This is a genomic window from Tenacibaculum sp. ZH5_bin.1, assembly GCF_042865525.1.
Lineage (GTDB): Bacteria > Bacteroidota > Bacteroidia > Flavobacteriales > Flavobacteriaceae > Polaribacter > Polaribacter mesophilus.
In genome coordinates, this window is record NZ_JBEGIO010000001.1 from 1,122,437 (window position 1) to 1,144,170 (window position 21,734).

20 protein-coding genes and 1 pseudogene are annotated in these 21,734 nt (G+C 31.9%); 15 read left to right on the plus strand and 6 right to left on the minus strand.

The window, feature by feature from the left end:
* Positions 1–30 precede the first annotated feature (30 nt).
* The 6 genes from ABHQ57_RS05220 (at position 31) to ABHQ57_RS05245 (ending at position 6,952) form a co-directional block, all read left to right on the plus strand.
* Positions 31–1,191, plus strand: coding sequence for a formimidoylglutamase (locus ABHQ57_RS05220; RefSeq protein WP_167713151.1), 1,161 nt, complete (start codon positions 31–33; stop codon positions 1,189–1,191).
* Positions 1,192–1,287: 96 nt separating this feature from the next.
* Positions 1,288–2,667, plus strand: a complete 1,380-nt coding sequence (gene gldK / locus ABHQ57_RS05225; protein WP_073181772.1) for a gliding motility lipoprotein GldK — start codon at positions 1,288–1,290, stop codon at positions 2,665–2,667.
* Positions 2,668–2,718: 51 nt separating this feature from the next.
* Positions 2,719–3,366, plus strand: coding sequence for a gliding motility protein GldL (gene gldL / locus ABHQ57_RS05230; protein WP_073181770.1), 648 nt, complete (start codon positions 2,719–2,721; stop codon positions 3,364–3,366).
* A gap of 43 nt (positions 3,367–3,409) precedes the next feature.
* Positions 3,410–4,945 (plus strand): gliding motility protein GldM, encoded by a 1,536-nt coding sequence (gene gldM, locus ABHQ57_RS05235; protein ID WP_167713153.1) that lies wholly within the window; start codon positions 3,410–3,412, stop codon positions 4,943–4,945.
* Positions 4,946–4,965: 20 nt separating this feature from the next.
* Positions 4,966–5,826: a gliding motility protein GldN gene (gldN, locus tag ABHQ57_RS05240; protein ID WP_082118617.1), complete on the plus strand. Its 861-nt coding sequence runs from the start codon at positions 4,966–4,968 to the stop codon at positions 5,824–5,826.
* Between the two features lie 76 nt (positions 5,827–5,902).
* Positions 5,903–6,952, plus strand: coding sequence for an FAD-binding oxidoreductase (locus tag ABHQ57_RS05245; protein ID WP_073181766.1), 1,050 nt, complete (start codon positions 5,903–5,905; stop codon positions 6,950–6,952).
* A 55-nt stretch (positions 6,953–7,007) separates the two neighbouring features.
* Here the strand turns inward: ABHQ57_RS05245 and ABHQ57_RS05250 are convergent, their stop codons facing one another.
* Positions 7,008–7,403: a DUF983 domain-containing protein gene (locus tag ABHQ57_RS05250; RefSeq protein WP_047788549.1), complete on the minus strand. Its 396-nt coding sequence runs from the start codon at positions 7,401–7,403 to the stop codon at positions 7,008–7,010.
* A 119-nt stretch (positions 7,404–7,522) separates the two neighbouring features.
* On the opposite strand from ABHQ57_RS05250, the gene ABHQ57_RS05255 reads away from it, so the two are divergent.
* Together ABHQ57_RS05255 and ABHQ57_RS05260 are read left to right on the plus strand one after the other, a co-directional pair.
* Positions 7,523–9,439, plus strand: a complete 1,917-nt coding sequence (locus tag ABHQ57_RS05255) for an ABC-F family ATP-binding cassette domain-containing protein (protein ID WP_389862641.1) — start codon at positions 7,523–7,525, stop codon at positions 9,437–9,439.
* A gap of 18 nt (positions 9,440–9,457) precedes the next feature.
* A pseudogene (locus ABHQ57_RS05260) lies at positions 9,458–9,562 on the plus strand (IS110 family transposase); the annotation flags it as partial.
* Between the two features lie 75 nt (positions 9,563–9,637).
* Here the strand turns inward: ABHQ57_RS05260 and ABHQ57_RS05265 are convergent.
* From ABHQ57_RS05265 to ABHQ57_RS05275, 3 genes are all read right to left on the minus strand, one after another.
* Positions 9,638–10,795, minus strand: a complete 1,158-nt coding sequence (locus tag ABHQ57_RS05265) for an Atu1372/SO_1960 family protein (protein WP_389862644.1) — start codon at positions 10,793–10,795, stop codon at positions 9,638–9,640.
* Between the two features lie 330 nt (positions 10,796–11,125).
* A complete protein-coding gene (locus tag ABHQ57_RS05270; RefSeq protein ID WP_047788545.1) occupies positions 11,126–11,920 on the minus strand; it encodes a hypothetical protein in 795 nt (264 codons plus the stop codon).
* 257 nt (positions 11,921–12,177) lie between these two features.
* Entirely contained in the window at positions 12,178–12,657 is a 480-nt protein-coding gene (locus ABHQ57_RS05275; protein ID WP_389862648.1) for a hypothetical protein, read from the minus strand.
* Between the two features lie 126 nt (positions 12,658–12,783).
* On the opposite strand from ABHQ57_RS05275, the gene ABHQ57_RS05280 reads away from it, so the two are divergent.
* Positions 12,784–13,725 (plus strand): 1-aminocyclopropane-1-carboxylate deaminase/D-cysteine desulfhydrase, encoded by a 942-nt coding sequence (locus tag ABHQ57_RS05280; RefSeq protein WP_389862650.1) that lies wholly within the window; start codon positions 12,784–12,786, stop codon positions 13,723–13,725.
* Positions 13,725–14,519, plus strand: coding sequence for a glucosaminidase domain-containing protein (locus ABHQ57_RS05285; RefSeq protein ID WP_073181756.1), 795 nt, complete (start codon positions 13,725–13,727; stop codon positions 14,517–14,519). The genes ABHQ57_RS05280 and ABHQ57_RS05285 overlap by 1 nt, the downstream gene beginning before the upstream one ends.
* A gap of 48 nt (positions 14,520–14,567) precedes the next feature.
* Here the strand turns inward: ABHQ57_RS05285 and ABHQ57_RS05290 are convergent, their stop codons facing one another.
* Positions 14,568–15,698: a VWA domain-containing protein gene (locus ABHQ57_RS05290; RefSeq protein WP_389862652.1), complete on the minus strand. Its 1,131-nt coding sequence runs from the start codon at positions 15,696–15,698 to the stop codon at positions 14,568–14,570.
* Positions 15,699–15,941: 243 nt separating this feature from the next.
* On the opposite strand from ABHQ57_RS05290, the gene ABHQ57_RS05295 reads away from it, so the two are divergent.
* From ABHQ57_RS05295 to ABHQ57_RS05310, 4 genes are read left to right on the plus strand one after another with little or no spacing between them, the layout of a single operon-like run.
* Positions 15,942–16,655, plus strand: coding sequence for a hypothetical protein (locus ABHQ57_RS05295; protein WP_389862655.1), 714 nt, complete (start codon positions 15,942–15,944; stop codon positions 16,653–16,655).
* Complete coding sequence (locus ABHQ57_RS05300; RefSeq protein WP_389862657.1) at positions 16,648–18,837, plus strand: tetratricopeptide repeat protein; 2,190 nt, start codon at positions 16,648–16,650, stop codon at positions 18,835–18,837. Before ABHQ57_RS05295 ends, ABHQ57_RS05300 begins: the two co-directional genes overlap by 8 nt.
* A gap of 2 nt (positions 18,838–18,839) precedes the next feature.
* A complete protein-coding gene (locus tag ABHQ57_RS05305) occupies positions 18,840–19,574 on the plus strand; it encodes a LytTR family DNA-binding domain-containing protein (protein WP_047788537.1) in 735 nt (244 codons plus the stop codon).
* 6 nt (positions 19,575–19,580) lie between these two features.
* On the plus strand, positions 19,581–20,096 hold the full coding sequence (locus ABHQ57_RS05310) for a gamma carbonic anhydrase family protein (protein WP_167713176.1): 516 nt from the start codon (positions 19,581–19,583) through the stop codon (positions 20,094–20,096).
* Between the two features lie 98 nt (positions 20,097–20,194).
* On the opposite strand, the gene ABHQ57_RS05315 is transcribed toward ABHQ57_RS05310, so the two are convergent.
* The gene (locus ABHQ57_RS05315; RefSeq protein ID WP_389862661.1) at positions 20,195–20,641 is read right to left on the minus strand and encodes a hypothetical protein; all 447 of its coding nucleotides are present in this window, start codon (positions 20,639–20,641) and stop codon (positions 20,195–20,197) included.
* A 101-nt stretch (positions 20,642–20,742) separates the two neighbouring features.
* Here ABHQ57_RS05315 and ABHQ57_RS05320 point away from each other — a divergent pair, with 101 nt between their 5' ends.
* Positions 20,743–21,723 carry an endonuclease/exonuclease/phosphatase family protein gene (locus tag ABHQ57_RS05320; RefSeq protein WP_389862665.1) on the plus strand — a complete coding sequence of 327 codons (981 nt, stop codon included), beginning with the start codon at positions 20,743–20,745 and terminating at the stop codon, positions 21,721–21,723.
* Positions 21,724–21,734: the final 11 nt, after the last annotated feature.

Consider the following 21,734-nt stretch of genomic DNA (forward strand, 5'->3'; position numbering starts at 1 on the left):
ATATTGCGACTCCAAAAATTCCCCTAATAAATGAATATAGACTTCTTTTCCCCTATTGAAGATTCTGTAGCTACTCGTGTAGTTTTACAGCCTTCTTCTGTATTAGGAAGAACTATTCAACTACATACTGTTCAAGATGGTTTTCCAGATTTAACAGAAGTAACTATCGCAATTTTAGGGGTTAAAGAAGATAGAGGAGCAGCAGGTAATTTAGGGAGTGGTAAAGAATTACACGAAATTCGTAAACATTTGTATCAATTATTTCCTGGTAACTGGCATACTCGTATAGCAGATCTCGGAAACATAGAGAAAGGAAATACATTAGAAGATACCTACTTTGCTGTTAAATCATCAGTAGCATTTTTACTAAAAAAAAATATACTTCCTGTAATAATTGGAGGAGGACAAGATTTAACTTACGCAAATTATAGAGCTTACGACGAACTAGAGCAAACAGTTAACTTAGTAGTTGTTGATAGTCGGTTTGATCTAGGCTCATTAGAAGAAGAATTAAGCTCTCAATCTTATTTAAGTAGAATTGTAATGGAGGAGCCTAATAATCTGTTTAACTTCAGTAATATAGGGTACCAAACCTACTTTAATTCTCAAGAAGAAATAAATCTATTAGATAAATTATATTTTGAAGCCTACAGATTAGGAGAAGTTAAAAACATAACATTGGTAGAACCAATAATGCGTGACGCAGATGTTGTAAGCGTAGATATAGGCAGTGTACGTCAAAGCGATGCTCCTGCAAATAAAAATGCTTCGCCAAATGGATTTTATGGAGAAGAGTTATGTGCTGTTGCACGTTATGCAGGGATAAGTGATAAGGTAACATCTTTTGGAATATACGAGTACAATAGCCTTTTAGATTTAAATCATCAAACAGCAAAATTAATAGCTCAAGTAATTTGGTATTTCATAGAAGGAGTAAATTCAAGAGCTAAAGATTACCCATTTGTAACCAAAGAAAGTTACCAAAAGTTTACGGTACTTTTAAATGATGATGATCCAATAAACTTTTATAAGAGTGATAAAAGCGGTCGTTGGTGGATGGAAATAAATTTAATATCAAATAATAAACACAAAAGACATGCGTTAATACCATGTAACTATCGAGATTATGAACAAGCATTACAACAAAAAATACCAGAAAGGTGGTATAAGGCTTTGCAAAAGCTTGTTTAAAAGAAAGTTGTATGTTCTGTAAAAAAAAATAATTCGTGATTGTTTTTTAATAAAAAAAATAATAGGTTTACGCCTCTTTTATAAGAAAGATTTAATATGAAAAAAATAACAGTACTTGCATTGTTAGCATCTATCATTTACTCTTGTGGTTCAAGTGGTGATAGGGGAGAGTTAGTAGGAGTGAAATCTAAAAGGAAATGGTTTGCTGAAAAACCATATGGTATGGCTAAAATCCCAGGAGGATCTTTCACTATGGGAAAACAAGATGAAGACCCTATGGGGGCCATGAATGCTCCAACTAAAACAGTTACGGTACAACCATTTTACATGGATGAGACTGAAATAACAAACAGTGAGTATAAAGCTTTTGTTCATTGGGTAAGAGATTCCATAACAAGAACCAAATTAGCTTATCAAGCAGAATTTGCTTCTTTAGGAGGAGAGGATGCAGCTAATACAGGTAAAAATGCACAAGGAATACAATTATATGCTTTTGCATCAAAAGATACTGTTAATGAAACTCCGTATGATAAGTACATGCGTGAAAATTATTACGAATTAGGAGAAGGGTTAGATTCACTAAAACCATTAAACTGGGAAGAAGAGTTAATTTGGGATTCACAAGAATATCCTGATGCTGATTATGTAGAGGTGATGGACTCTTTATATATTAGAAAAGATGAGGCTTTAAATGGAATTAGAACATTTAATACAAAATTATTAAACTATAGGTATTATTGGTTTGATAATGAAGCTGCAGCAAGAACAGGTAAGAATAGAAGAGATTTCTTAAAAGACGAAGTTATAAATGTGTATCCAGATACAACAGTATGGATAAAAGACTTTAATTATTCATACAATGATCCAATGCATCAAGAGTATTTCGGACACAAAGCGTATGAGAATTACCCAGTAGTAGGGGTAACATGGAATCAAGCAAAAGCATTCTGTCATTGGAGAACCCAAACAAAAAATAATTTTCAAAGATCTAGAAAGAAGTTAGGTTTAGTGCCTGCTTTCAGATTGCCTACAGAAGCAGAGTGGGAATATGCAGCACGTGGAGGATTAGATTATGGTAAATATCCTTGGGGAGGACCTAGTACAACGAGTGATAGAGGATGTTTTTTAGCAAACTTTAAACCAGTTCGTGGAGATTATGCAGCTGATGGAGCCCTTTACACAGTTGAAGCAATGTCTTATAATCCTAATGAGTATGGATTGTTTAATATGGCAGGTAATGTCTCAGAATGGACAAATACAGCTTACAATCAAATGTCTTATTATATGGGATCTACCATGAACCCTAATGTTGAAATAAAAGAAAATAGAAGAAAAATAATACGTGGAGGATCTTGGAAAGATGTAGCATATTTCCTAGAGGTAAGTTCTCGTGATTGGGAATACGCTGACACCGCAAGAAGTTATATCGGATTTAGAACCGTACAAGATTATTTAGGTACCAATAAAAGTAATTAAACAAGAAAACAAGAATAAATATTAATCCCCAAATTTTAAAAATCAAGAATTATGGCACAATCAAAATCAACTAAAAAAATGTTCAACATGGCTTACGGTTTAGGAGCCGCAGTAGTTATTATTGGAGCATTATTTAAAATTTTACACTGGCCTTTTGGAAATGAAGTATTAATGGTAGGTATGATTGTTGAAGCAGCAGTTTTCGCATTGTCAGCGTTTGAAGCAGTTGAAGACGATTTAGATTGGACAAAAGTATACCCAGAGTTAGCAGATGGACAATCATCAGGTAACAAAAGAGATAAAAAAGTTTCTGCTTCACCAGAAGAAGCACAAAGCATGTTATCTCAAAAATTAGACAATATACTAAGTGAAGCTAAATTAGATGCTCAATTAGTATCTCGTTTAGGAGACAGTATTAAAAGCTTCCAAGGAGCAGTAGAGCCATTAGCTTCAGCTTCTCAATCAATTTCAGCTACTAATAGTTACAATGAACAAATGTCTAGAGCAGCAGCTCAAATGGAATCATTAAATAGTTTATACCAAACTCAAGTAGAAAATGCTAGTAAACAAGCCGATTTAAACTCAGCTATGGTAGAAAACTCTCAACGTTTACAAGAGCAAATGCAATCGTTAGCAACAAACCTATCTTCATTAAATGGAGTATATGGAGGAATGTTAACTGCAATGTCTAACAAATAATTAATTAGTTTAATCTAATTATTAACTAAACAAACTAATTAATATGGCAGGAGGACAACTATCACCAAGGCAGAAGATGATTAACCTTATGTACTTAGTGTTTATTGCAATGTTAGCAATGAACATGAGTAAGGAAGTATTATCTGCCTTTGGATTAATGAATGAAAAGTTAACAGTAGCTAACCAAAAAGCAACAGAGAAAAATAAAACAGCTTACGAAACGTTAGCTCAAAAGGCAGCAGAACAAGCTAAGCAATACGGTGAAGCTAAGGAGAAAACAGATAAGTTAAAAGTAGCAGCTGATGAATTATATGCTTACGTAGGAGATTTAAAGAGCCAAATGACTGGTGATTTAGAAGATAAAAAAGCATATGAAACAATGGATAAGTCTAAATTTTTAGATGAATTGTTCTTTAAAGGAGGTAAAATATCAAAAAAAGGACAAGAGTTTGTTGCTAAGATAGATGCTTTCAGAAATGATGCTGTTGCTGCTTTAGAAGGTACAGAAGTAGCAGATGTAATAGCCGCTCGTTTTAATACAAGTAAAGTAGAAAATAAAGACGGTAAAAAAATTGACTGGTTAAAATATCATTTTGAAGGTTTCCCTTTAATTGCATCTTTAACTAAGTTAACTCAAATCCAAGCAGATATTAAAGCTACAGAATCTGATGCTTTAACAGCTTTATTACAAGGAGAATTACAAAGTGCTGTATCTATGACCAAATATGAAGCAATGGTTGTTTTTGATAAGAGTGCTTATTATCCTGGAGAAAACTTATCAGGTAGAATTGTATTAGGAAAAAAAGATCCTAATTTAACTGCAGAGAAAGTTATTATTAATGATAAAGAAGTTGAGCAAGAAAAAATTCAAGCAGGACAAGTTATTCTAGACGGTCCAGCAGGTAATGTAGGAGACAAGGAATTAAAAGGAGAGTTCCAATTTAAAGAAGGAGATTCTATTGTAAAAATAGATATTAAAGGAGCTTATGCTGTTATTCCTAGACCAAATGAAGCTCTAGTTTCTGCAGATAAAATGAATGTAGTATACCGTGGTTTAGCTAACCCGTTAACTATTTCTATTCCAGGAGTACCAGGAAATAAAGTTTCTGCAAAAGCTCCAGGATTGAAAAGAGTTAGAGGAGACAAGTATACTATGTATCCAGGAAAAGGCAGTGAGGTAAACATCGTAGTTACAGGAACTCCAACGGGTGCATCAAAAGGTGTACGTTCTGTTAAGAAATTTAGAATTAAAGACATACCACCAGCAGTAGGTATGGTTAGAGGTCAATATGGTACCGTAAAAATGCCAAAAGCTAGTTTAGGAAGAATAAGCGTAGCTGCAGGATTACCAGACTTCTTATTTGATTTAAAACTAAACGTATCTAGCTTTAAGGTTAAAGTACCAGGACAAGTAGCGATACCTGTAAGTGGTAGAGGTTTAAACCCTAGAGCTAAAGCAGCTATTAGTAAGGCTAGAAGAAATGATGTAATTACGATTTTTGATATCAAAGCATCAGTATCAGGTTCTAACTATAAAATTAAAAAAGTATTACCTGTTAGCGTAGAAATTACAAATTAATAAGTAAAAAATAAGAAAGTATGAATTGGAAGCGTTTTTATATGGTTTTATTCGCATTTGCTGCGACAAGCTATGCAAGTGCACAAGCTAACCTTTTAAATGCTAAAAAGGTAGATGAAATTGGATTTAAATCTGAAGCTCAAATAGCTTCAGAAGATGACAAACCACTTCCTTATGGCTACATTAGTGATAGAGATGTGTTATGGTCTAAGGTGGTGTGGGAATATGTAGATTTAAACCAGAAAATAAATCTACCTTATTATTACCCAATTGATACTATGAATGCAGGTCTTACAAGACGTTCTTTATTTGATACCTTATTAAAAGGTATTAAAAATGGTGAAATAACAGAGGTCTATAACGACTCTTATTTTACCACTAAAATAGGAATGGAAGAAGTTAATATGATGACGTTTAATGAACGTCAAAATGGAGACTATGTGGATCCTTATTATGTACAGTCTCAAGATATTAAGGGGTTTAAGTTAAAAGGTATTTGGTATTTTGACAAACGCCAAGGTGAGTTAAAATATCGTTTATTAGCCTTAGCACCTATGGGACCAGATGTACAGGTAATGGGAGTTGAAGAAATTGACGACAGTGAAAATGTGTATGAACTATTTTGGGTGTTTTTCCCAGATGCTCGTGAAACATTACACAATTCAAAAGTATTCAACCCAGAAAATTCAGCACAACCACTTTCTTATGACAACTTGTTAAATGCAAGACGTTTTAACTCAACCATTTTAAGAGAAGAAAACATTTATGGAGATAGATCTATAAAAGATTATGTTCGTGGTAATTCTTTATTTCAATTGTTAGAAGCAAATAGAATTAAAGAAGGTATTCGTAATAGAGAAATGGATATGTGGAATTATTAATATTCCTTTTCAGTATAAACAAAAAAGAGCTTGCATTGCAAGCTCTTTTTTATTACAATAGTAGTACTTTTGAATTATGAATAAAGAGGTAGATTATATCATCGTTGGCTTAGGGTTATCAGGAATAGCCTTTACAGAACAATTAATTAAAAACAATAAAAGTTTTATTGTTTTTGAAAATACTTCACAAGTATCTTCAGTAGTTGCTGGTGGAGTATACAATCCTGTAATCTTAAAACGATTTACGCCAGTTTGGAATGGACATGAACAACTAGAAAAGGCAATCCCTTTTTATGAAGAACTAGAAGAAAAGTTACAACTTAACTTAGATTATAAATTTACTACTAAAAAAGTATTTTCAAGTGTAGGAGATGAAAACAATTGGTTCATTGCATCAGATAAACCAATGTTGTCTTACTATATGAATCCAAAAATATCAAAAAAAAAAATAAAAGGAATTATAGGTAATTATGGATTTGGAGAATTAAAAGGAACAGGAAGAATTGATACCCCTTTATTAGTAAAGTCTTATAAAGAGTATATAAAATCATTAAAAAGTCTCCTAGAACAAGCCTTTGACTATTCAAAAGTTACTATTCAAGAAGATAAAGTAAGTTATGATAATATTACAGCAAAAAGAATTGTGTTTAGTGAAGGATTTGGTTTAAAGAAAAACCCATTTTTTAATTATTTGCCTTTAAATGGAACGAAAGGAGAAACGATAACAATTCATGCTCCCGAACTAAAAATAGATTTTTTATTAAAAGGCAGTGTATTTATAATGCCGTTAGGTGACGATACATATAAAGTAGGAGCTACTTTTAATTGGACAGATAAAACATCAGTTCCAACAGAAGAAGGAAGAAAAGAGTTGGAAGAAAAATTACAAAAGATAATATCAGTTCCATATACAGTAATTGAACAATCAGCAGGAATACGTCCTACAGTAAAAGATAGAAGACCTTTAGTAGGAAAACATCCAGAATATCAAAAATTAGCTATTTTAAACGGCTTAGGAACACGTGGTGTAATGATTGCCCCAACTGTTGCAGAAAACTTATATAATCATCTCGAAAAGGGTGAAGAGTTGGATAAAGAAATAAATATAAAAAGGTTCGTTGAATAACGAACCTTTTTATATTGTTATATTTTAAGAAATAATAAACTTATTCCTAGTAGAGTTATTTTTCTGATTGTAATTCTTTGGCGTTCTTTTTATAACCCACAAATAGGTTAATCCAAATAATTCTTGAAAGTCTTAATGTAATAGGTGTTAATATTAAAGAAACAACTATTATAGCTATGAAACTATGTAAAATAGATAAGCCAATAAAAACTTTAGCAATAATAAAAATAGCAACAAAAAGAGCTACTGCAAGCGCGTAATTTACATACATCGCACCAAAGAAAAAAGAAGGCTCCATCATGTACTTAAAATTACATTGAGGACAATTTTCATGTAAAGTAGTTACTTTTTTAGGGTTGAAGTTAAGTTTGTATTTAAAGAAGTCTCCTTCATGACATCGAGGACATTTACTATTAAAAATACTATACAATTTACTTCCTTTTCCAAACATTTCTTATGGGTATTAAGTTCGATTAACTATTTGCTTTTTGTAAGTTTGTACAAATTTCAACAAAAATAAAACTATCGTTTGTAACTCTAGTTACAAAACTAAAGTAATTTGCTAAAAATATGTTAAACGTACACGATGTATCAGTTTCATTTATGGGAACAGATTTGTTTTCTGGAATCACTTTTAAATTAATAAAAGGAGACAGAATTGGATTGATTGGAAAAAATGGAGCAGGAAAATCTACCTTATTAAAAGTTTTATCAAAAGATATTGAAAGTAGTGGCGGAACACTGGCATTTGATAAAGATGTACGTATAGGGTTTTTACGACAGGATATTGATTTTGTACATGGAAGAACTATTTTAGAAGAAGCATACCAAGCATTTACTGAAATTAAAGAAATTGAACTAGAGCTTGATGAAATTAATCGTCAACTAGCAGAAAGAACTGATTATGAAAGTGAAGCGTATAATCAATTAATTATTGATTTAAACGAGAAAACTGAACGTTACGAGTTACTTGGTGGATATAACTACCAAGGAGAAACCGAAAAGATTTTACAAGGGTTAGGTTTTCAACGAGAAGATTTTGATAAGTTAACTGATACTTTTTCTGGAGGTTGGCGTATGCGTATTGAACTTGCAAAACTCCTTCTTCAGAATAATGATATTTTATTACTCGATGAGCCCACAAACCACTTAGATATTGAGTCGATTATTTGGTTAGAAAACTTTTTAAAAAACTATGCAGGAGCTATCGTTTTAGTATCGCACGATAAGATGTTTTTAGATAATGTAACCAATCGTACTATAGAAATTTCGTTAGGTCAAATTTACGATTATAAAAAACCGTACTCTGAGTTCCTAAAACTGCGAGCAGAGATTAAAGAAAAGCAGCTGCAAACACAGAAAAATCAACAGAAGGAAATAGAACATACCGAAAAATTAATAGAGAAATTCCGTGCAAAAGCTAGCAAAGCTTCCATGGCACAATCGTTAATTAAAAAGTTAGAAAAAGTAGAACGTATTGAAGTAGACCAAGATGATAATGCGGTAATGAATGTGCGTTTTGCTATATCAAAAGAACCAGGCAAAATTATTGTAGAGGCTGAAAATTTAGCAAAAAGCTATGGAGAAAAAGAGGTGTTAAAAGATGTAAACTTATTAATTGAACGTAATAGTAGAATTGCCTTTGTAGGACAAAACGGACAGGGAAAATCTACCTTGGCCAAAATGATGGTAGGGGAAATTCCGTTTGAAGGAAACTTAAAACTAGGACACAATGTAGAAATAGGTTACTTTGCACAAAATCAGTCAGAAGAATTACCACCAGAGAAAACAGTGCTAGAAATTATGGAAGACGCTGCTACCGATAGTAATAGAATGCGTGTGCGAGATATGTTAGGTTCGTTTTTATTTGGAGGAGAGGCAGTAGATAAAAAAGCAAAAGTACTATCAGGAGGTGAGCGAAATCGTTTGGCATTATGTAAGTTGTTGCTATCGCCATTTAATGTCTTAATAATGGATGAGCCTACCAACCACTTAGATATTGCTTCTAAAAATGTATTAAAAAAAGCACTACAAAACTTTGATGGTACGCTAATTGTCGTATCTCACGACCGTGATTTTTTACAAGGATTAACCACAACGGTTTACGGATTTAAAGACCGTGAAATAAAAGAATATTTAGGAGATATTGATTATTTCTTACAGCAACACAAAATGGAAAGTTTGCGAGATGCTGAGAAAAGAACCGTAGTTACTAAAGAAAAAGATACTTCTAAAAAAGAAGCCTATCAATTATCAAGAGAGCAAGAAAAAGAATTAAAAAAGTTAAAAAATAAGCTTAATAAAATTGAAACACAAATAACAAATTTAGAGGCTGAAATAAAAAAAATAGATTTAGAATTAGCACAGAACTACGATGAAGTATCTTCACGTCCTAACTTCTTCGAAAACTACAAAGCAAAAAAGGCGAAAGTTGATGCACTAATGGAAGAATGGGGACAAGTTGAGGAGCAGTTAGTTGATTTTTAATATTAAGAATAAAAGTAAAAACTTGTTTTAATAACTTTATGTAATAAGCTACTAAAACAAGCTTTTGCTATTGTAAAAAGTGGTTTGCCTTATGACGCAAATTATAAAAGTACGTTGGTTTAAAAAAGTATAAAGTTAACTTGTTTTTTATCTCATTTTTTGTTAGCTACTGGATTATAGGAGTTTATGATTTAGTGTTTATTCTACTTCAAAAATAGCTTGAATTTCTACAGAAGAATTTACAGGAATAGATGATGCTCCATAAGTAGCTCTTGCATGCTTCCCTTTTTCTCCAAAAATTTCAAACATTAAATTTGAAGCTACATTCATTAAGTCTGCATGTTTAGTGTAATCGTCTGTAGTGTTAAATATACCTGTTAGTTGAACACATTTTTTTACTTTATTTAAATCGCCACCAACAGCATCTTTTAAAACAGCTAAAACATTAAGCATCGTGGCTCTTGTAGCTTCATTTACCTGGTTTTCATTTATATCTAATCCTAATTTACCAGGGTTTACAACTTTTCCATCTTTAAAGGCAACTTGATTAATAAATATCAAATTTCCTGACCTTACATAAGGTTCATAGCTCCCAGCAGGTTTAGGTACTTTAGGCAATTCAATTTTCTTATCTTTTAAAACTGTATTAACATCTAAAACTGTATTAACATCTATTTTCTTATTTCTCTCTTTTATAGCTGTAGTTGTAGGAAATGTACCCTTTAATGCATGCGTTACTTTAGCAAAATTTTGTCCTTGAAGATTCGCAAGAAAACGCTCACTTTTTGTTGGTCTTTCTACATTTTTTAATGAAGCTAAACTAGTTGTTCCTAAAACAGTATTACCTTGCGGGATGGTGTTATCAATGTTTTTTGTACCTCTAATTCCGTTGGGAACCAAAACCATTCCGTGTACTGCCAAACTATTCCAAAAAGATTGTATTGCAAGTTCTTTTCCAGCTCCACTACCTGCAGACATAAACACCGTTGCTGGCATTCCTTCTAAAGCATGATTGCTCCATAATTCTACTGTTTTTGATAAAAACTCACTCATTGCTGTACTAATATTTCCAAAATATATTGGCGAACCAAAAGCAATACCATCATATGTAGTTAATTCTTCAATGGATGCTACGGGTATCTTTTTTAAAGATGGGTTATTAGAAGCCTTTACTAGTTTTATATAAGACTTAATTTCTCCTTTGGCTTCAATTCCTTTTGCAACCTCTTGTGCTAATTTATAAGTTCCTCCATTATCTGAATGAATTAAAATAAGAATTTTGGTTTCTTGGGCTTGAGTGGTGTTCATAAACAGGAAGGTGAAAATTAACAATGTTGCGCTGTATAATTTTTTCATTTTGTTTTTTTAAGTGAATATCAAGTTTTCTAAGCTCAACTTTTAGAGATTTATAAGTGTAATTGTGTGTATAGCCATTACACTTTAAAACATTTTGTTGAAAAACAAGGATATATTTTTAGCAAAAATATCTTAAATAATAAGTTGGTTTGTGAGTTCTATTGTGAATGTTTTGTTAAATGATTAACAAAATTTTATAGCTGTCTAGTGTATGAGTAGTTGCGTGGGTTAGCACTTAACTTTGCAAGTAAACACCAAACTGAAAATCCATGAGGATTTTCAGAAGTAGTCGAGAACAAGCAATTACTTATAGCCATTGTTGTGCGTTCGTTATTTATAGTTAATTAAACATTGAGAATTTATGGGTTCTTTTACAATACTTGTCTCAACATAATCAGTTTCCATTATTGTATTAAAACACTTTTTCCCCTTATACTTTTTTGCTGGAATATGCTTGCATTCAACAAAGTCAGATTTACAAATTGAACATTCAGTTTTTGTTGCAATTCCAGTAACACTTAGTCCATTCAGTCGGTTTTGAGAAAGTCTCCTTTTAACGACTTTATCATTTATAATCATTTTTGATTTTAGTCCTTCATCATCACTCCAAAGCCAACACCAACCTACAATTTTCGGCTTATGTTCTAAAAACACTGGTGTAGGCAAGTCTTCGTAAGGTGACTTTATTTCAAAACATCTATCAAATCCATCTTTTAATTCTTTCCGTTTTTTGTCAATGAGTTTACGATTATTGATATCTTGAGGTTCTCCTAAATAGTTATATGTTCGAGTTGAGTTATCAATCTTAATATTGATATTTTCTTTATTTACTTTTTCTTTTTTGTCTAAAAGTTTTTGAATTTGATTCGAAATAATGTTGGTTAATATTGTTATTGGAATATTAATCAAGGTTATGTTAATTGGGTCGGCAAAAAATTCCGCAATTCCTTTTTTATATAAATATTGAACAGGCAGTCCATTATCAGGCTCAATTACAACATCGTAACCTTCAGAACGCAAATGTTTAACAAGAAGTAAAGTGTCCCTCGTAATCAGTTTTCTATTTGGAAATCTGTTTTCATAAGGGTTAAATGTGTCTATCTTTATTATTTTCTTCTTTCCCAATGTTTTTCTTTAATGACGCACAACTTGTTTATATAGATGTAAAATACATCGTTATACACCTGTTTTGGTAGGTTTATAGTTGTATTTTATGTTTGTTTATACTTTACGAACTTACTAATAATAACTTAATTTTCTTACGGAAACCCATAAGCTCAGCAATTTAGGTACTAAAAGTAGTTTTAGTCGTTATTAACGATCTCTGATGTCTTAATTTAGAAAACTAAAAGCAAGTTGACACACTTTATTGAATAGTTTCGCTATTGGGTCGCTGATATCACGGCGTGCTCCGAAGACACCACGGCACGGGTCGCTGATATCACGGCATGCTCCGAAGACACCACGGCACGGGTCGCTGATATCACGGCGTGCTCCGAAGACACTACGGCACGGGTCGCTGATATCACGGCGTGCTCCGAAGACACCGCGGCACGGGTCGCTGATATCACGGCATGCTCCGAAGACATCGCGGCATGGGTCGCTGATATTACGGCATGCTCCGTTAACACCGCGGCACGGGTCGCTGATATTACGGCGTGCTCCGAAGATACTACGGCATGGGTCGCTGATATCACGGCATGCTCCGAAGACACCACGGCGTGCTCCGAAGACACAGCGGTACGGGTCGCTGATATCACGGCGTGCTCCGAAGACACCACGGCACGGGTCGCTGATATTACGGCATGCTCCGAAGACACCGCGGCATGGGTCGCAGATATCACGGCGTGCTCCGAAGACATCGCGGCACGATTAGTTAATACTTTTCACTACTATGTTGTTATTTTTTTAAAAAATTACTATTGGTATAGTAGGGGATAAACTAAAAATAGATTAAAGGCTTATTTTTGCATTGATAACTTTTTAAAATGCTGTTTAAACTAGAAATTCCCATACCAGAAAACCAACAAATTCACTTACCTATTTTAACAACAAAAGAGGTTGAACTTTTTATAAAAAGAGAAGATACTATTCATCCATTCGTTTCAGGTAATAAATTCAGAAAACTGAAGTATAATATTGCAGAAGCAAAACAACAAAAAAAAGAAACCTTATTAACTTTTGGAGGCGCTTTTTCAAACCATATTGCAGCTACTGCTGCTGCAGGAAAAATGGCAGATTTTAAAACAATAGGAATTATTAGAGGTGATGAACTTGGAAAGGATGTAGCCAAAACACTTTTACAAAACGAAACCTTGAGAAAAGCTTACGAAAGTGGTATGCAATTTAAGTTTATTACTAGAGAAGCCTACCGAAGTAAAACATCTGAAGAATTTATTAATCAGTTAAAAAAAGAATTTGGTAATTTTTACCTAATTCCTGAAGGAGGAACAAATGCTTTAGCTGTAAAAGGTTGCGAGGAGATTTTAACAAATGAAGATGAAAAATTCAATTATATTTGCTGCGCAGTAGGTACTGGAGGAACGATTTCTGGATTGATAAATTCGGCCAAAAAGAATCAAAAGGTAATTGGGTTTCCTGCACTAAAAGGTGATTTCTTAGCAGAAGAAATAACACCTTATGCAAAAGAAAGTAAAAATTGGAACTTGCAAACCAACTATCATTTTGGAGGTTACGGAAAATATACTGAAGAGTTAATCCGTTTTATAAATGAATTTAAAGGGAAAACAGGTATTTTATTAGATCCAGTTTATACAGCGAAAATGTTATTTGGAATACTAGATTTAGTAGCAAAAGATATGTTTTCGAAAAACAGTAAAATACTAGTAATTCATACAGGAGGTTTACAAGGAATAGCAGGAGTAAACCAGAAATTAAAGAATAAAAATAAAGAGTTAATAAAGGTTTAATGAAAATAAAGGTAGTTTTTTTAGTAGTTTGTGCGGCAATATTTACAAGTTGCGGGTCGGGTAAAAATGTGGTAAAAAATACACCAAAAGAGGTGGTTTTAGAACCTAGAGAAGAAAAAATGCCTGAGTTACCACAGTTAGAGCAAATACAAAAGCCAATATCAACAACTACAAACCATACCGAGGCCTATATTCAAAAATTTGCACCAATTGCAGTGAAGAAAATGCACGAACATGGTATTCCTGCTAGTATTACCTTAGCGCAAGGAGTATTGGAATCGGGGAGTGGAAGAAGCCCTTTAGCTCGAAGATCAAACAATCACTTTGGCATTAAATGTCATAGAGGTTGGCAAGGTAATAGTGTAACTCATGATGATGATGAAAAAGGAGAATGTTTTAGAAAATATAAATACCCTGAAACTTCGTATGAAGATCACTCACAGTTTTTACTAACTCGTAAACGATATGCAAGTTTATTTAGATTAAGGCATACAGATTATAAAGGTTGGGCATACGGGTTAAAAAGAGCAGGGTATGCAACGGACAGAAAATATCCTCAAAAATTAATTTCTATTATTACAAAGTATAACTTAGATAAATACGATCGAGTTAGAAGAGATGGTTCTTTAGCAGTAAAAACGCCAACGTATAAAACAACTTCACATAAAGTTCAAAAAGGAGATACGCTATACTCTATATCAAGAAGATATAATGTTTCGGTACAACAATTGAAAAAGATGAACGGTTTAAGTGATAATAACATTAGTATTGGGCAAGATCTATTGGTAAAATAAAAAAAGCGGAGTTTTACTCCGCTTTAACTAACCAAACCCCAATTAAAACTACCAAGAGTAATTTTTCTTTTCTGCTTGTTTTTTAATAGCTTTAATCATAACACTTTCTAACTCATTTTTTTTAGAACTTTCCCTTTGTTTTTTAGCTACATACGTTTTTCTTTTTTTATTTAGTTCTTGAATTTTTTGTTGAATTTCAGTACGCTCTTTACGTTTTTTCTCCACATACATTTTAATTTCTTTGGCAGATTTGTTTTGTAACTGTTTAGGAAGCTGCTTCTTTTTTAAAGAACCATAATCAATTTCTTTTTCTTTTGAAGCATCCACCAAATCCCATTCAGCATTTTTATATAGTTTAGAGCTTTTAGTTACGGCACGTTTTACTACTACAGCTTCATCTAAACTCTCAGCATTCATATCTTGCTTTGCTTGGTTACTGTATTTAGAATATCCATACGAACCATAGTGAATGTAAGTGTTATTTAAACGTTTATTTAAAATAATAATATCGTTGTCATAAGGTGTTACAACATGTACAATGTGTTTGTTTTGATTAATAGTCATATAATCACCATCTCCATAAATAGCTCCGTCTTGCCATCTTCCAGTAATCCCTTGGTTATAATCACCGCAGAATATTGTGTTAACTATAATATCTTTTTCTTTAGCATTAGTAATAGCATCTTTATAGTTTACTTTTCCTTGAGTAAAAGGCTCGTTTCCGGCGATAAAAATCATTTTTAAATCACGTTTATTAGTTCCCCAATCCAATTCGTTTAAAGAAGTTTGTATTACTTGACCACAATATTCACTTCCGCCATTAGTGCTTAAAGAAAAAAGATGTTCAGAAATCTCATCTAAATCACTCGTAAATTGTAAAACCTGTTGGATATATCCTTCTTTAGAAGATAAACTTGAATTTCCGTATTCGTATAAAGCAATTTCTAAATTAGGAGTAATACCGTTGTATTTAGCATACGATAATTCATTAACAATTTCCCATAGTTGTGCTTTTGCTTGGTTAATGAGTCCGTCCATACTATTACTGGTATCCAGTAACAAAGCAACTTTAACAGTTTGTTTTTTTACCTTTCTTATAGGGGTGTTTTTGTTGGCAAACGTAGTTGTTGTTAGTAGTATTAAGCAAAAGAAAAATACTTTTAATGTGTGCGTTTTCATAATTTTTATTTTTAGTTATTAATTGGGTATAAGTTTGATTGGTGTTAATTTCTATTCAAAATTACTTCCAACTTTCTTCTTAAAAAATCCAGAATGAGTGAATAGGTTGTTTCATTTAGGGAAATAACGAGTTAAATGAGCAACATCTATTTTTTGACTGTTTTTTGTGGAGTTTTAATGGTTTAGGTGTTTTTTTGTATGGCTTTTTGTGAGTATGTTTACACAAATAAAAAATTAATAAACATGAGAAAAGAAGTAATTTTAATATTCCTTTTTTTAGGAATTATATGTTTGAGTTGTGAGCCGAAAACCAGAAATGAAACTAATGAAATAACTGTTTTAGATAAAACTAAAAAAGAAATTAAAGTTGATACTTCTTTAATTAAAATAGCTGATTTACCTATACATATTGATAGTACAAATTATCTTATACACCCTGTAGGATATGGAAATAATAAGGAAGTAAATAAAAGCTATTTTTCATTAAGTAAAGGAGGAAAAACATATCATTTGACAGATTTCTTTGATAATGAAATTAATGGAATGATGATTAACCTTAAATTTCAAAAATTAGGGTCAGATAAGTTTACATCATTAACGAAAGAAAATATCCATATATCTTCTGTAAGCTTTTTAAGAGAGATATTTAATGTTACAAAACAGCAAATATTAATGTATAAAGTTATTGATAGCGATACTAATGATGATAAAAAACTCGGTTATGAGGATGATATAAGTTTGTACTTAAGTAAAATTGATGGTACAAATTTTATTAAAATTTCACCTCAAAAACAAAAAGTAATAAATGTTAAGGAGTTAGTTGAAAATAAAAGACTGTATTTTAAAACAACAGAAAAAATAAAATCAGAAGAAGATAAATTACAAATACATTATTTTTATGTTGATTTAACTAATGAAAATTTTAATGTGGTTGAATATTTTCCAGTAAATGATTAAAAAAATATACATAGTATTTCTTTTCCTTTCATTCGCTGCTTTTTCTCAAACAAAGGAAAATACAGCTAAAGAGTTTTTAGTAAAAGTTCAAGTAGTTAGTAAAGAGACGCGTGAGCCTATAAAAGATGCGAGTGTAGATGTAAACGGAAGAACATATCGATTTTCTGAAATAACGGGAAGCTATACTGTAAAAGCCACAACGGGAAGTCAACTAGAAGTATCACATCCTAGTTTTAATCGTGTTTTTTATACAATTAGAGATGATGAAGATATAAAGGTGGAAGTAGAAGATTTTACGCCCCAAAAAAAATCAAAACTAAGCTCTTATAGTACAAGAAAACAAACAGGTTTATATTCACAATATTTAGATTCTGTTCAGTTTTACAAAAAGAAAAATATTGATAAGAGCTTGTCTTTTGTTGAAAAGACGTTGTTGATAGACCCAAATAAAAGCCAAAGAGCTACTGTGTTTAAAGAATTAGCTGAGGTGTACTTTTATTGGAAACAGTACGATTTAGCGGTTGAGAATTATCAAATTTCCTTACAAGAAGTAAACTCGCCTAGGGTTCGTTTGAAACTGGCAAAAGCAGCATTTTTATCGGAAGATTATAACAGTAGTGAACAAAACTATATACAAAGCCTACAAAGCGGGGTGCTTAATAATTACTTACGTTTAACTGCATACCAAGGATTGGGAGATGTGTACTTAGCTCAAAAAAACTATAACAAGGCTAAAGCAAACTACGAAAAAGGATTAGAAATTGCGAAAAAGAATTTAATCACACCTAAAATAACAGACTTAAACTCTAAGCTAGCAGAAGTTTTTGCAGCCCAAGGAAACACACAAAAAGCAGATGGTTATTTTAAAAACTCATTAAAATTAGCATCCGAAGAAAACAAAAAGCGCTCGTTAAAAGAACAGCAAAAAGTAGCCGATTTTTATAATAAATCTCAACGATACGATGAAGAAATTCAGTTACGAAAAGAAAGCCTAAAAGAAGCAGATAATATAGTTGTAGAAGCGGAAAGCAACGAATCTTTGGTAGATTCAATTACCTCACAAAAAATCAACTATAAAATAGGAAATGCCTACATGCAAAAATCTGAATATGAAGAAGCAATTCCATATTTAAAAAAGAGTATTGCAGATGCGGATAAAAACAAAGACTTAATTATTCAAAAAGACGCGACTAAGCGTTTATCGGAAGTATATGCTACGGTTGGAGATTACACAGAAGCTCTAAAAACGTATCAAGATTATGTAAAATTGGTAGATACTTTATATTCACGAAAAGAACAGGAAATTCAACAAGTAAAACGTTTTAGTAAACGAATTTCAGATAACCAAAACAGAATAGTAAGTTTAGAAAAAGACAAAGAATTAACAGATAGTAAAATAAGTTTAGCATACAAAGACCAGCAATTGGTAGAGGAGAGTAATAGACGTCAAAAATGGATTATTTATTCATTAATTGGAGGTTTTTTATTAATGGTTTTGTTGGTGTATTTTATGTTTAGAACGAATAAACAACAAAAGTTAGCCAATAATTTACTGGCTTTAAAATCGATGCGGTCACAGATGAATCCGCACTTTATTTTCAATGCATTGAATTCAGTTAACAGTTTTATTGCAGTAAGTGACGAGCGAAGCGCAAATAGATATTTGTCAGAGTTTTCGGTATTAATGCGTTCGGTATTAGAAAATTCAGATGAAGATTTCATACCGTTAACCAAAGAAATTGAGTTGTTAGAATTGTATGTGAAGTTAGAGCACAACCGATTTAAAGATAAGTTTGATTATACTATTAATATAGACAAAAGTATACCTTTAGATGAATATTCGATTCCACCAATGTTATTGCAACCGTATATAGAAAATGCAATTTGGCATGGACTTCGATACAAACAAGAAAAGGGAAAACTTCAAATTTCAATGCTTCCAAAAAATAATGATTCTATTACTATTTTAATTGAAGATGATGGGGTTGGAAGAGAGAAATCAATAGAAATGAAGACGAAGAACCAACTCAAACAAAAATCAAAAGGAATGAGTACAATAAAAAATAGAATTGCTATTTTAAATAATATGTATCAGGATAAAATATCTGTGGTGGTTTTAAATGCTTTTGAAGATGGAAGCGGAACTAAAGTAGCATTGACACTAAAAAAGGATAAAAATTAGCAATGAAAATAAAAGCAATTATAGTTGAAGATGAGCAAATAAGTAGAGATATTTTACGAAACTATATTACTAAATACTGTCCTAATGTAACCTTGTTAGGAGAAGCAAGTAATATTGAAGAAGCACTAAAACTAATTGAAAAACACGAATTGGACTTGGTGTTTTTAGATGTAGAAATGCCTTTTGGAAATGCTTTTGACTTGTTAGAAAAAGTAGAAAATCAAACTTTTGAAACAGTTTTTGTAACTGCTTACGATCATTACGCGATTGAGGCATTAAATAATCAAGCAACTTATTATTTGTTAAAACCAATTTCAATCGACGAGTTGATTAAAGCAGTAGGTATTGTAACTGAAATTAAAGAGAAAGAAAATGAGTTAGAAACTAATGTGTTAACTCCCAAAATGACTCATCAAGTAAATGGGAAAATTACGATTCCGCAACAAGATGGATTTGAAGTAGTAGCTGTTGAGGAAATTTTATTTTGCAAAGCAGATGATAACTACACGGAAATCTATTTTGATAATTCTAAAAAAGTGGTAAGTAAAACACTTAAATATTTTGAAGAAGCTTTAAAAGACAGTTCTTTTGTTAGGGTACACAAATCGTATTTAGTCAACGTTAATGAAATAGTAAAGTATAAAAAAGGAAAAGGAGGAAGTGTTGTGCTGTCAAACGAGAAAGAAATTATGGTTTCAGCATCCAAAAAAGCAAATTTATTATCATATTTTAAATAAAAATTTATGCCAATTATAAAACCAGTAAGAGGAAAACACCCACAAATTTCAAATGATTGTTACATTGCAGAAAACGCAACTATTGTAGGCGATGTGCAAATGGGGGAGTCGTGTAGTGTATGGTTTAATGCGGTGATTCGCGGAGATGTACACTATATAAAAATGGGAGATAAAGTAAATGTACAAGATGGTGCAGTAATACATGCAACATATCAAAAATCACCAACAACTATTGGAAATAATGTGTCTATTGGTCATAATGCCTTAGTACATGGGTGCACTATTCATGATAATGTGTTGGTAGGTATGGGAAGTATTATCATGGATGATTGTGTAGTAGAGTCAAATTCTATTATTGCAGCAGGTGCTGTAGTAACTAAAAATACACATATTGAAAGTGGAAGTGTGTACGCTGGGGTTCCAGCAAAAAAAGTAAAAGATATTTCCAAAGAACTTATTTCAGATGAAATTGATCGAATTGCCAATAATTATGTGAAATATTCAAGTTGGTTTAAAGAGTAATGAAAAAATAAAAAAGCCTGGTTCTGTTTCCAAAACCGAGCTTTTTTTTCAATCAAAAACTAATCTACTATAAATCGATATTACCTATCGCTTTTATTTTATTTATGATGCTTTCTTTTTTTGTGTATTTTGCGATCACCTTTCTTGCTATGTCTCTTTATTTTTCGAGCAGCCATTTTTTCATAACGTTTATATTGTTGCTCATTTAAAATACGTTTCATTTCAGTTTTGTAAGCAATTTGTTTGTCAAGCATTTTACTTTTCATAGCATATTTCTGATCAGCAGTAGGTTTAGTACCACTTTTTTTCATAGCTTTTCTTTTAGCCCACATTTCCTGTCTTTCAGAAATTTGCTCTGCTACTAAAGGCTTCACTTGTTTTTGTTGAGACTCTGTTAAATCAAGCTGTAAGGTCATTTTTTTTACAGCTAATTCTGTTTTTTGCTCTACAGTTAATTTTTCATGTTTAGTTTTATCTCTCTTTTGAGCTTGAGTAGTAACAGTAAAACCAACTGCTAAAATCAAGAGTGTTAGTGCTTTCTTCATGTTGTTAAATTTTAAGGTTTATTAATTATTTACGCTTCTAAGACCGTTGCAGATTAAAAAAGTTTAAATTTGAAACTATATTTAACATTTTTTTATTTTTTATGAAGTTAATTTTCAGAATTGCTGTAAGGTTTTTATTGGTGGTTATAGGAGTGTTTGCAATCTTTTTTTTCTGGGCATCATCCCCAACAATGGATGAAGCAGAGTATGCTAAAATTATTACGCATGAGTATGCGAGTACAACTGATAATGATTCAATCTATAGCATAGTAACCTACAATATTGGGTACTTAAGTGGGATGACAAATAACCGAGCAGTAGCAAAACCTAAGCAATTGTTTGAAGGAAATATGAAAAAGGTATTAACTGAAATAAAAAAAGTAAATCCAGATATTATAGCGCTTCAAGAAGTTGATTACAATGCAGCTAGATCTTATAAAGTAAACCAAGAAGAAAAATTAGCAGAACTAGGTTATAATTATGTAGCAAGAGGTGTAAACTGGGATGAGAATTATGTGCCTTTTCCATACTGGCCACCAAGTATGCACTTTGGTAAAATAGTTTCAGGTCAATCAATTTTAAGTAAATATGAGTTAAAAGATTATGAGCGTATCGTTTTAGAACGAGTAGCTGATAACCCTTTTTATAGAGACGCTTTGTATTTAGACAGGTTGGTACAAGTGGTAAAAGTTAAGGTAGAAGGAAAAGAAGTGGTAGTAATAAATTTACATTTAGAAGCATTTGATAAAGCAACGAGAGTAAGACAGTTTGAGTACGTATTGAATCTTTTTAATAAGTATAAGAGTCAATACCCTACAATTTTATTAGGAGATTTTAACTCAAAAGCTAGAGACAGTGAAGCCGTTATTCAAAAAATATTTGCAATGGATGGAGTAGGAAATGCTGCTTTCTCAACTGAAAATCCTGAGAATACTTTTGATACAAAAAATCCAGAAGAACGTATTGATTATATTTTTTATACCAAGGATTTTATAGAGTATGTAGAGGGAAGTGTATTAAAAAAGTTCGGACAGGCATCAGATCATTTGCCTATTGAAATGAAGTTTAAATTAAAAAAATAAAGAAGCTTGGT

Bases quoted from the DNA above. Each gene is read 5' to 3' on its own strand.
- ABHQ57_RS05245 (WP_073181766.1), top strand. From the start codon at position 5,903: ATGAATAAAGAGGTAGATTATATCATCGTTGGCTTAGGGTTATCAGGA.
- ABHQ57_RS05285 (WP_073181756.1), top strand. From the start codon at position 13,725: ATGAAAATAAAGGTAGTTTTTTTAGTAGTTTGTGCGGCAATATTTACA.
- ABHQ57_RS05295 (WP_389862655.1), top strand. From the start codon at position 15,942: ATGAGAAAAGAAGTAATTTTAATATTCCTTTTTTTAGGAATTATATGT.
- gldN (WP_082118617.1), top strand. From the start codon at position 4,966: ATGAATTGGAAGCGTTTTTATATGGTTTTATTCGCATTTGCTGCGACA.
- ABHQ57_RS05275 (WP_389862648.1), bottom strand. From the start codon at position 12,657: ATGTCTTCGGAGCACGCCGTGATATCTGCGACCCATGCCGCGGTGTCT.
- gldM (WP_167713153.1), top strand. From the start codon at position 3,410: ATGGCAGGAGGACAACTATCACCAAGGCAGAAGATGATTAACCTTATG.
- ABHQ57_RS05320 (WP_389862665.1), top strand. From the start codon at position 20,743: ATGAAGTTAATTTTCAGAATTGCTGTAAGGTTTTTATTGGTGGTTATA.
- ABHQ57_RS05290 (WP_389862652.1), bottom strand. From the start codon at position 15,698: ATGAAAACGCACACATTAAAAGTATTTTTCTTTTGCTTAATACTACTA.
- ABHQ57_RS05305 (WP_047788537.1), top strand. From the start codon at position 18,840: ATGAAAATAAAAGCAATTATAGTTGAAGATGAGCAAATAAGTAGAGAT.
- ABHQ57_RS05310 (WP_167713176.1), top strand. From the start codon at position 19,581: ATGCCAATTATAAAACCAGTAAGAGGAAAACACCCACAAATTTCAAAT.
- ABHQ57_RS05300 (WP_389862657.1), top strand. From the start codon at position 16,648: ATGATTAAAAAAATATACATAGTATTTCTTTTCCTTTCATTCGCTGCT.
- ABHQ57_RS05280 (WP_389862650.1), top strand. From the start codon at position 12,784: ATGCTGTTTAAACTAGAAATTCCCATACCAGAAAACCAACAAATTCAC.
- ABHQ57_RS05250 (WP_047788549.1), bottom strand. From the start codon at position 7,403: ATGTTTGGAAAAGGAAGTAAATTGTATAGTATTTTTAATAGTAAATGT.
- gldK (WP_073181772.1), top strand. From the start codon at position 1,288: ATGAAAAAAATAACAGTACTTGCATTGTTAGCATCTATCATTTACTCT.
- ABHQ57_RS05265 (WP_389862644.1), bottom strand. From the start codon at position 10,795: ATGAAAAAATTATACAGCGCAACATTGTTAATTTTCACCTTCCTGTTT.
- ABHQ57_RS05315 (WP_389862661.1), bottom strand. From the start codon at position 20,641: ATGAAGAAAGCACTAACACTCTTGATTTTAGCAGTTGGTTTTACTGTT.
- gldL (WP_073181770.1), top strand. From the start codon at position 2,719: ATGGCACAATCAAAATCAACTAAAAAAATGTTCAACATGGCTTACGGT.
- ABHQ57_RS05255 (WP_389862641.1), top strand. From the start codon at position 7,523: ATGTTAAACGTACACGATGTATCAGTTTCATTTATGGGAACAGATTTG.
- ABHQ57_RS05220 (WP_167713151.1), top strand. From the start codon at position 31: ATGAATATAGACTTCTTTTCCCCTATTGAAGATTCTGTAGCTACTCGT.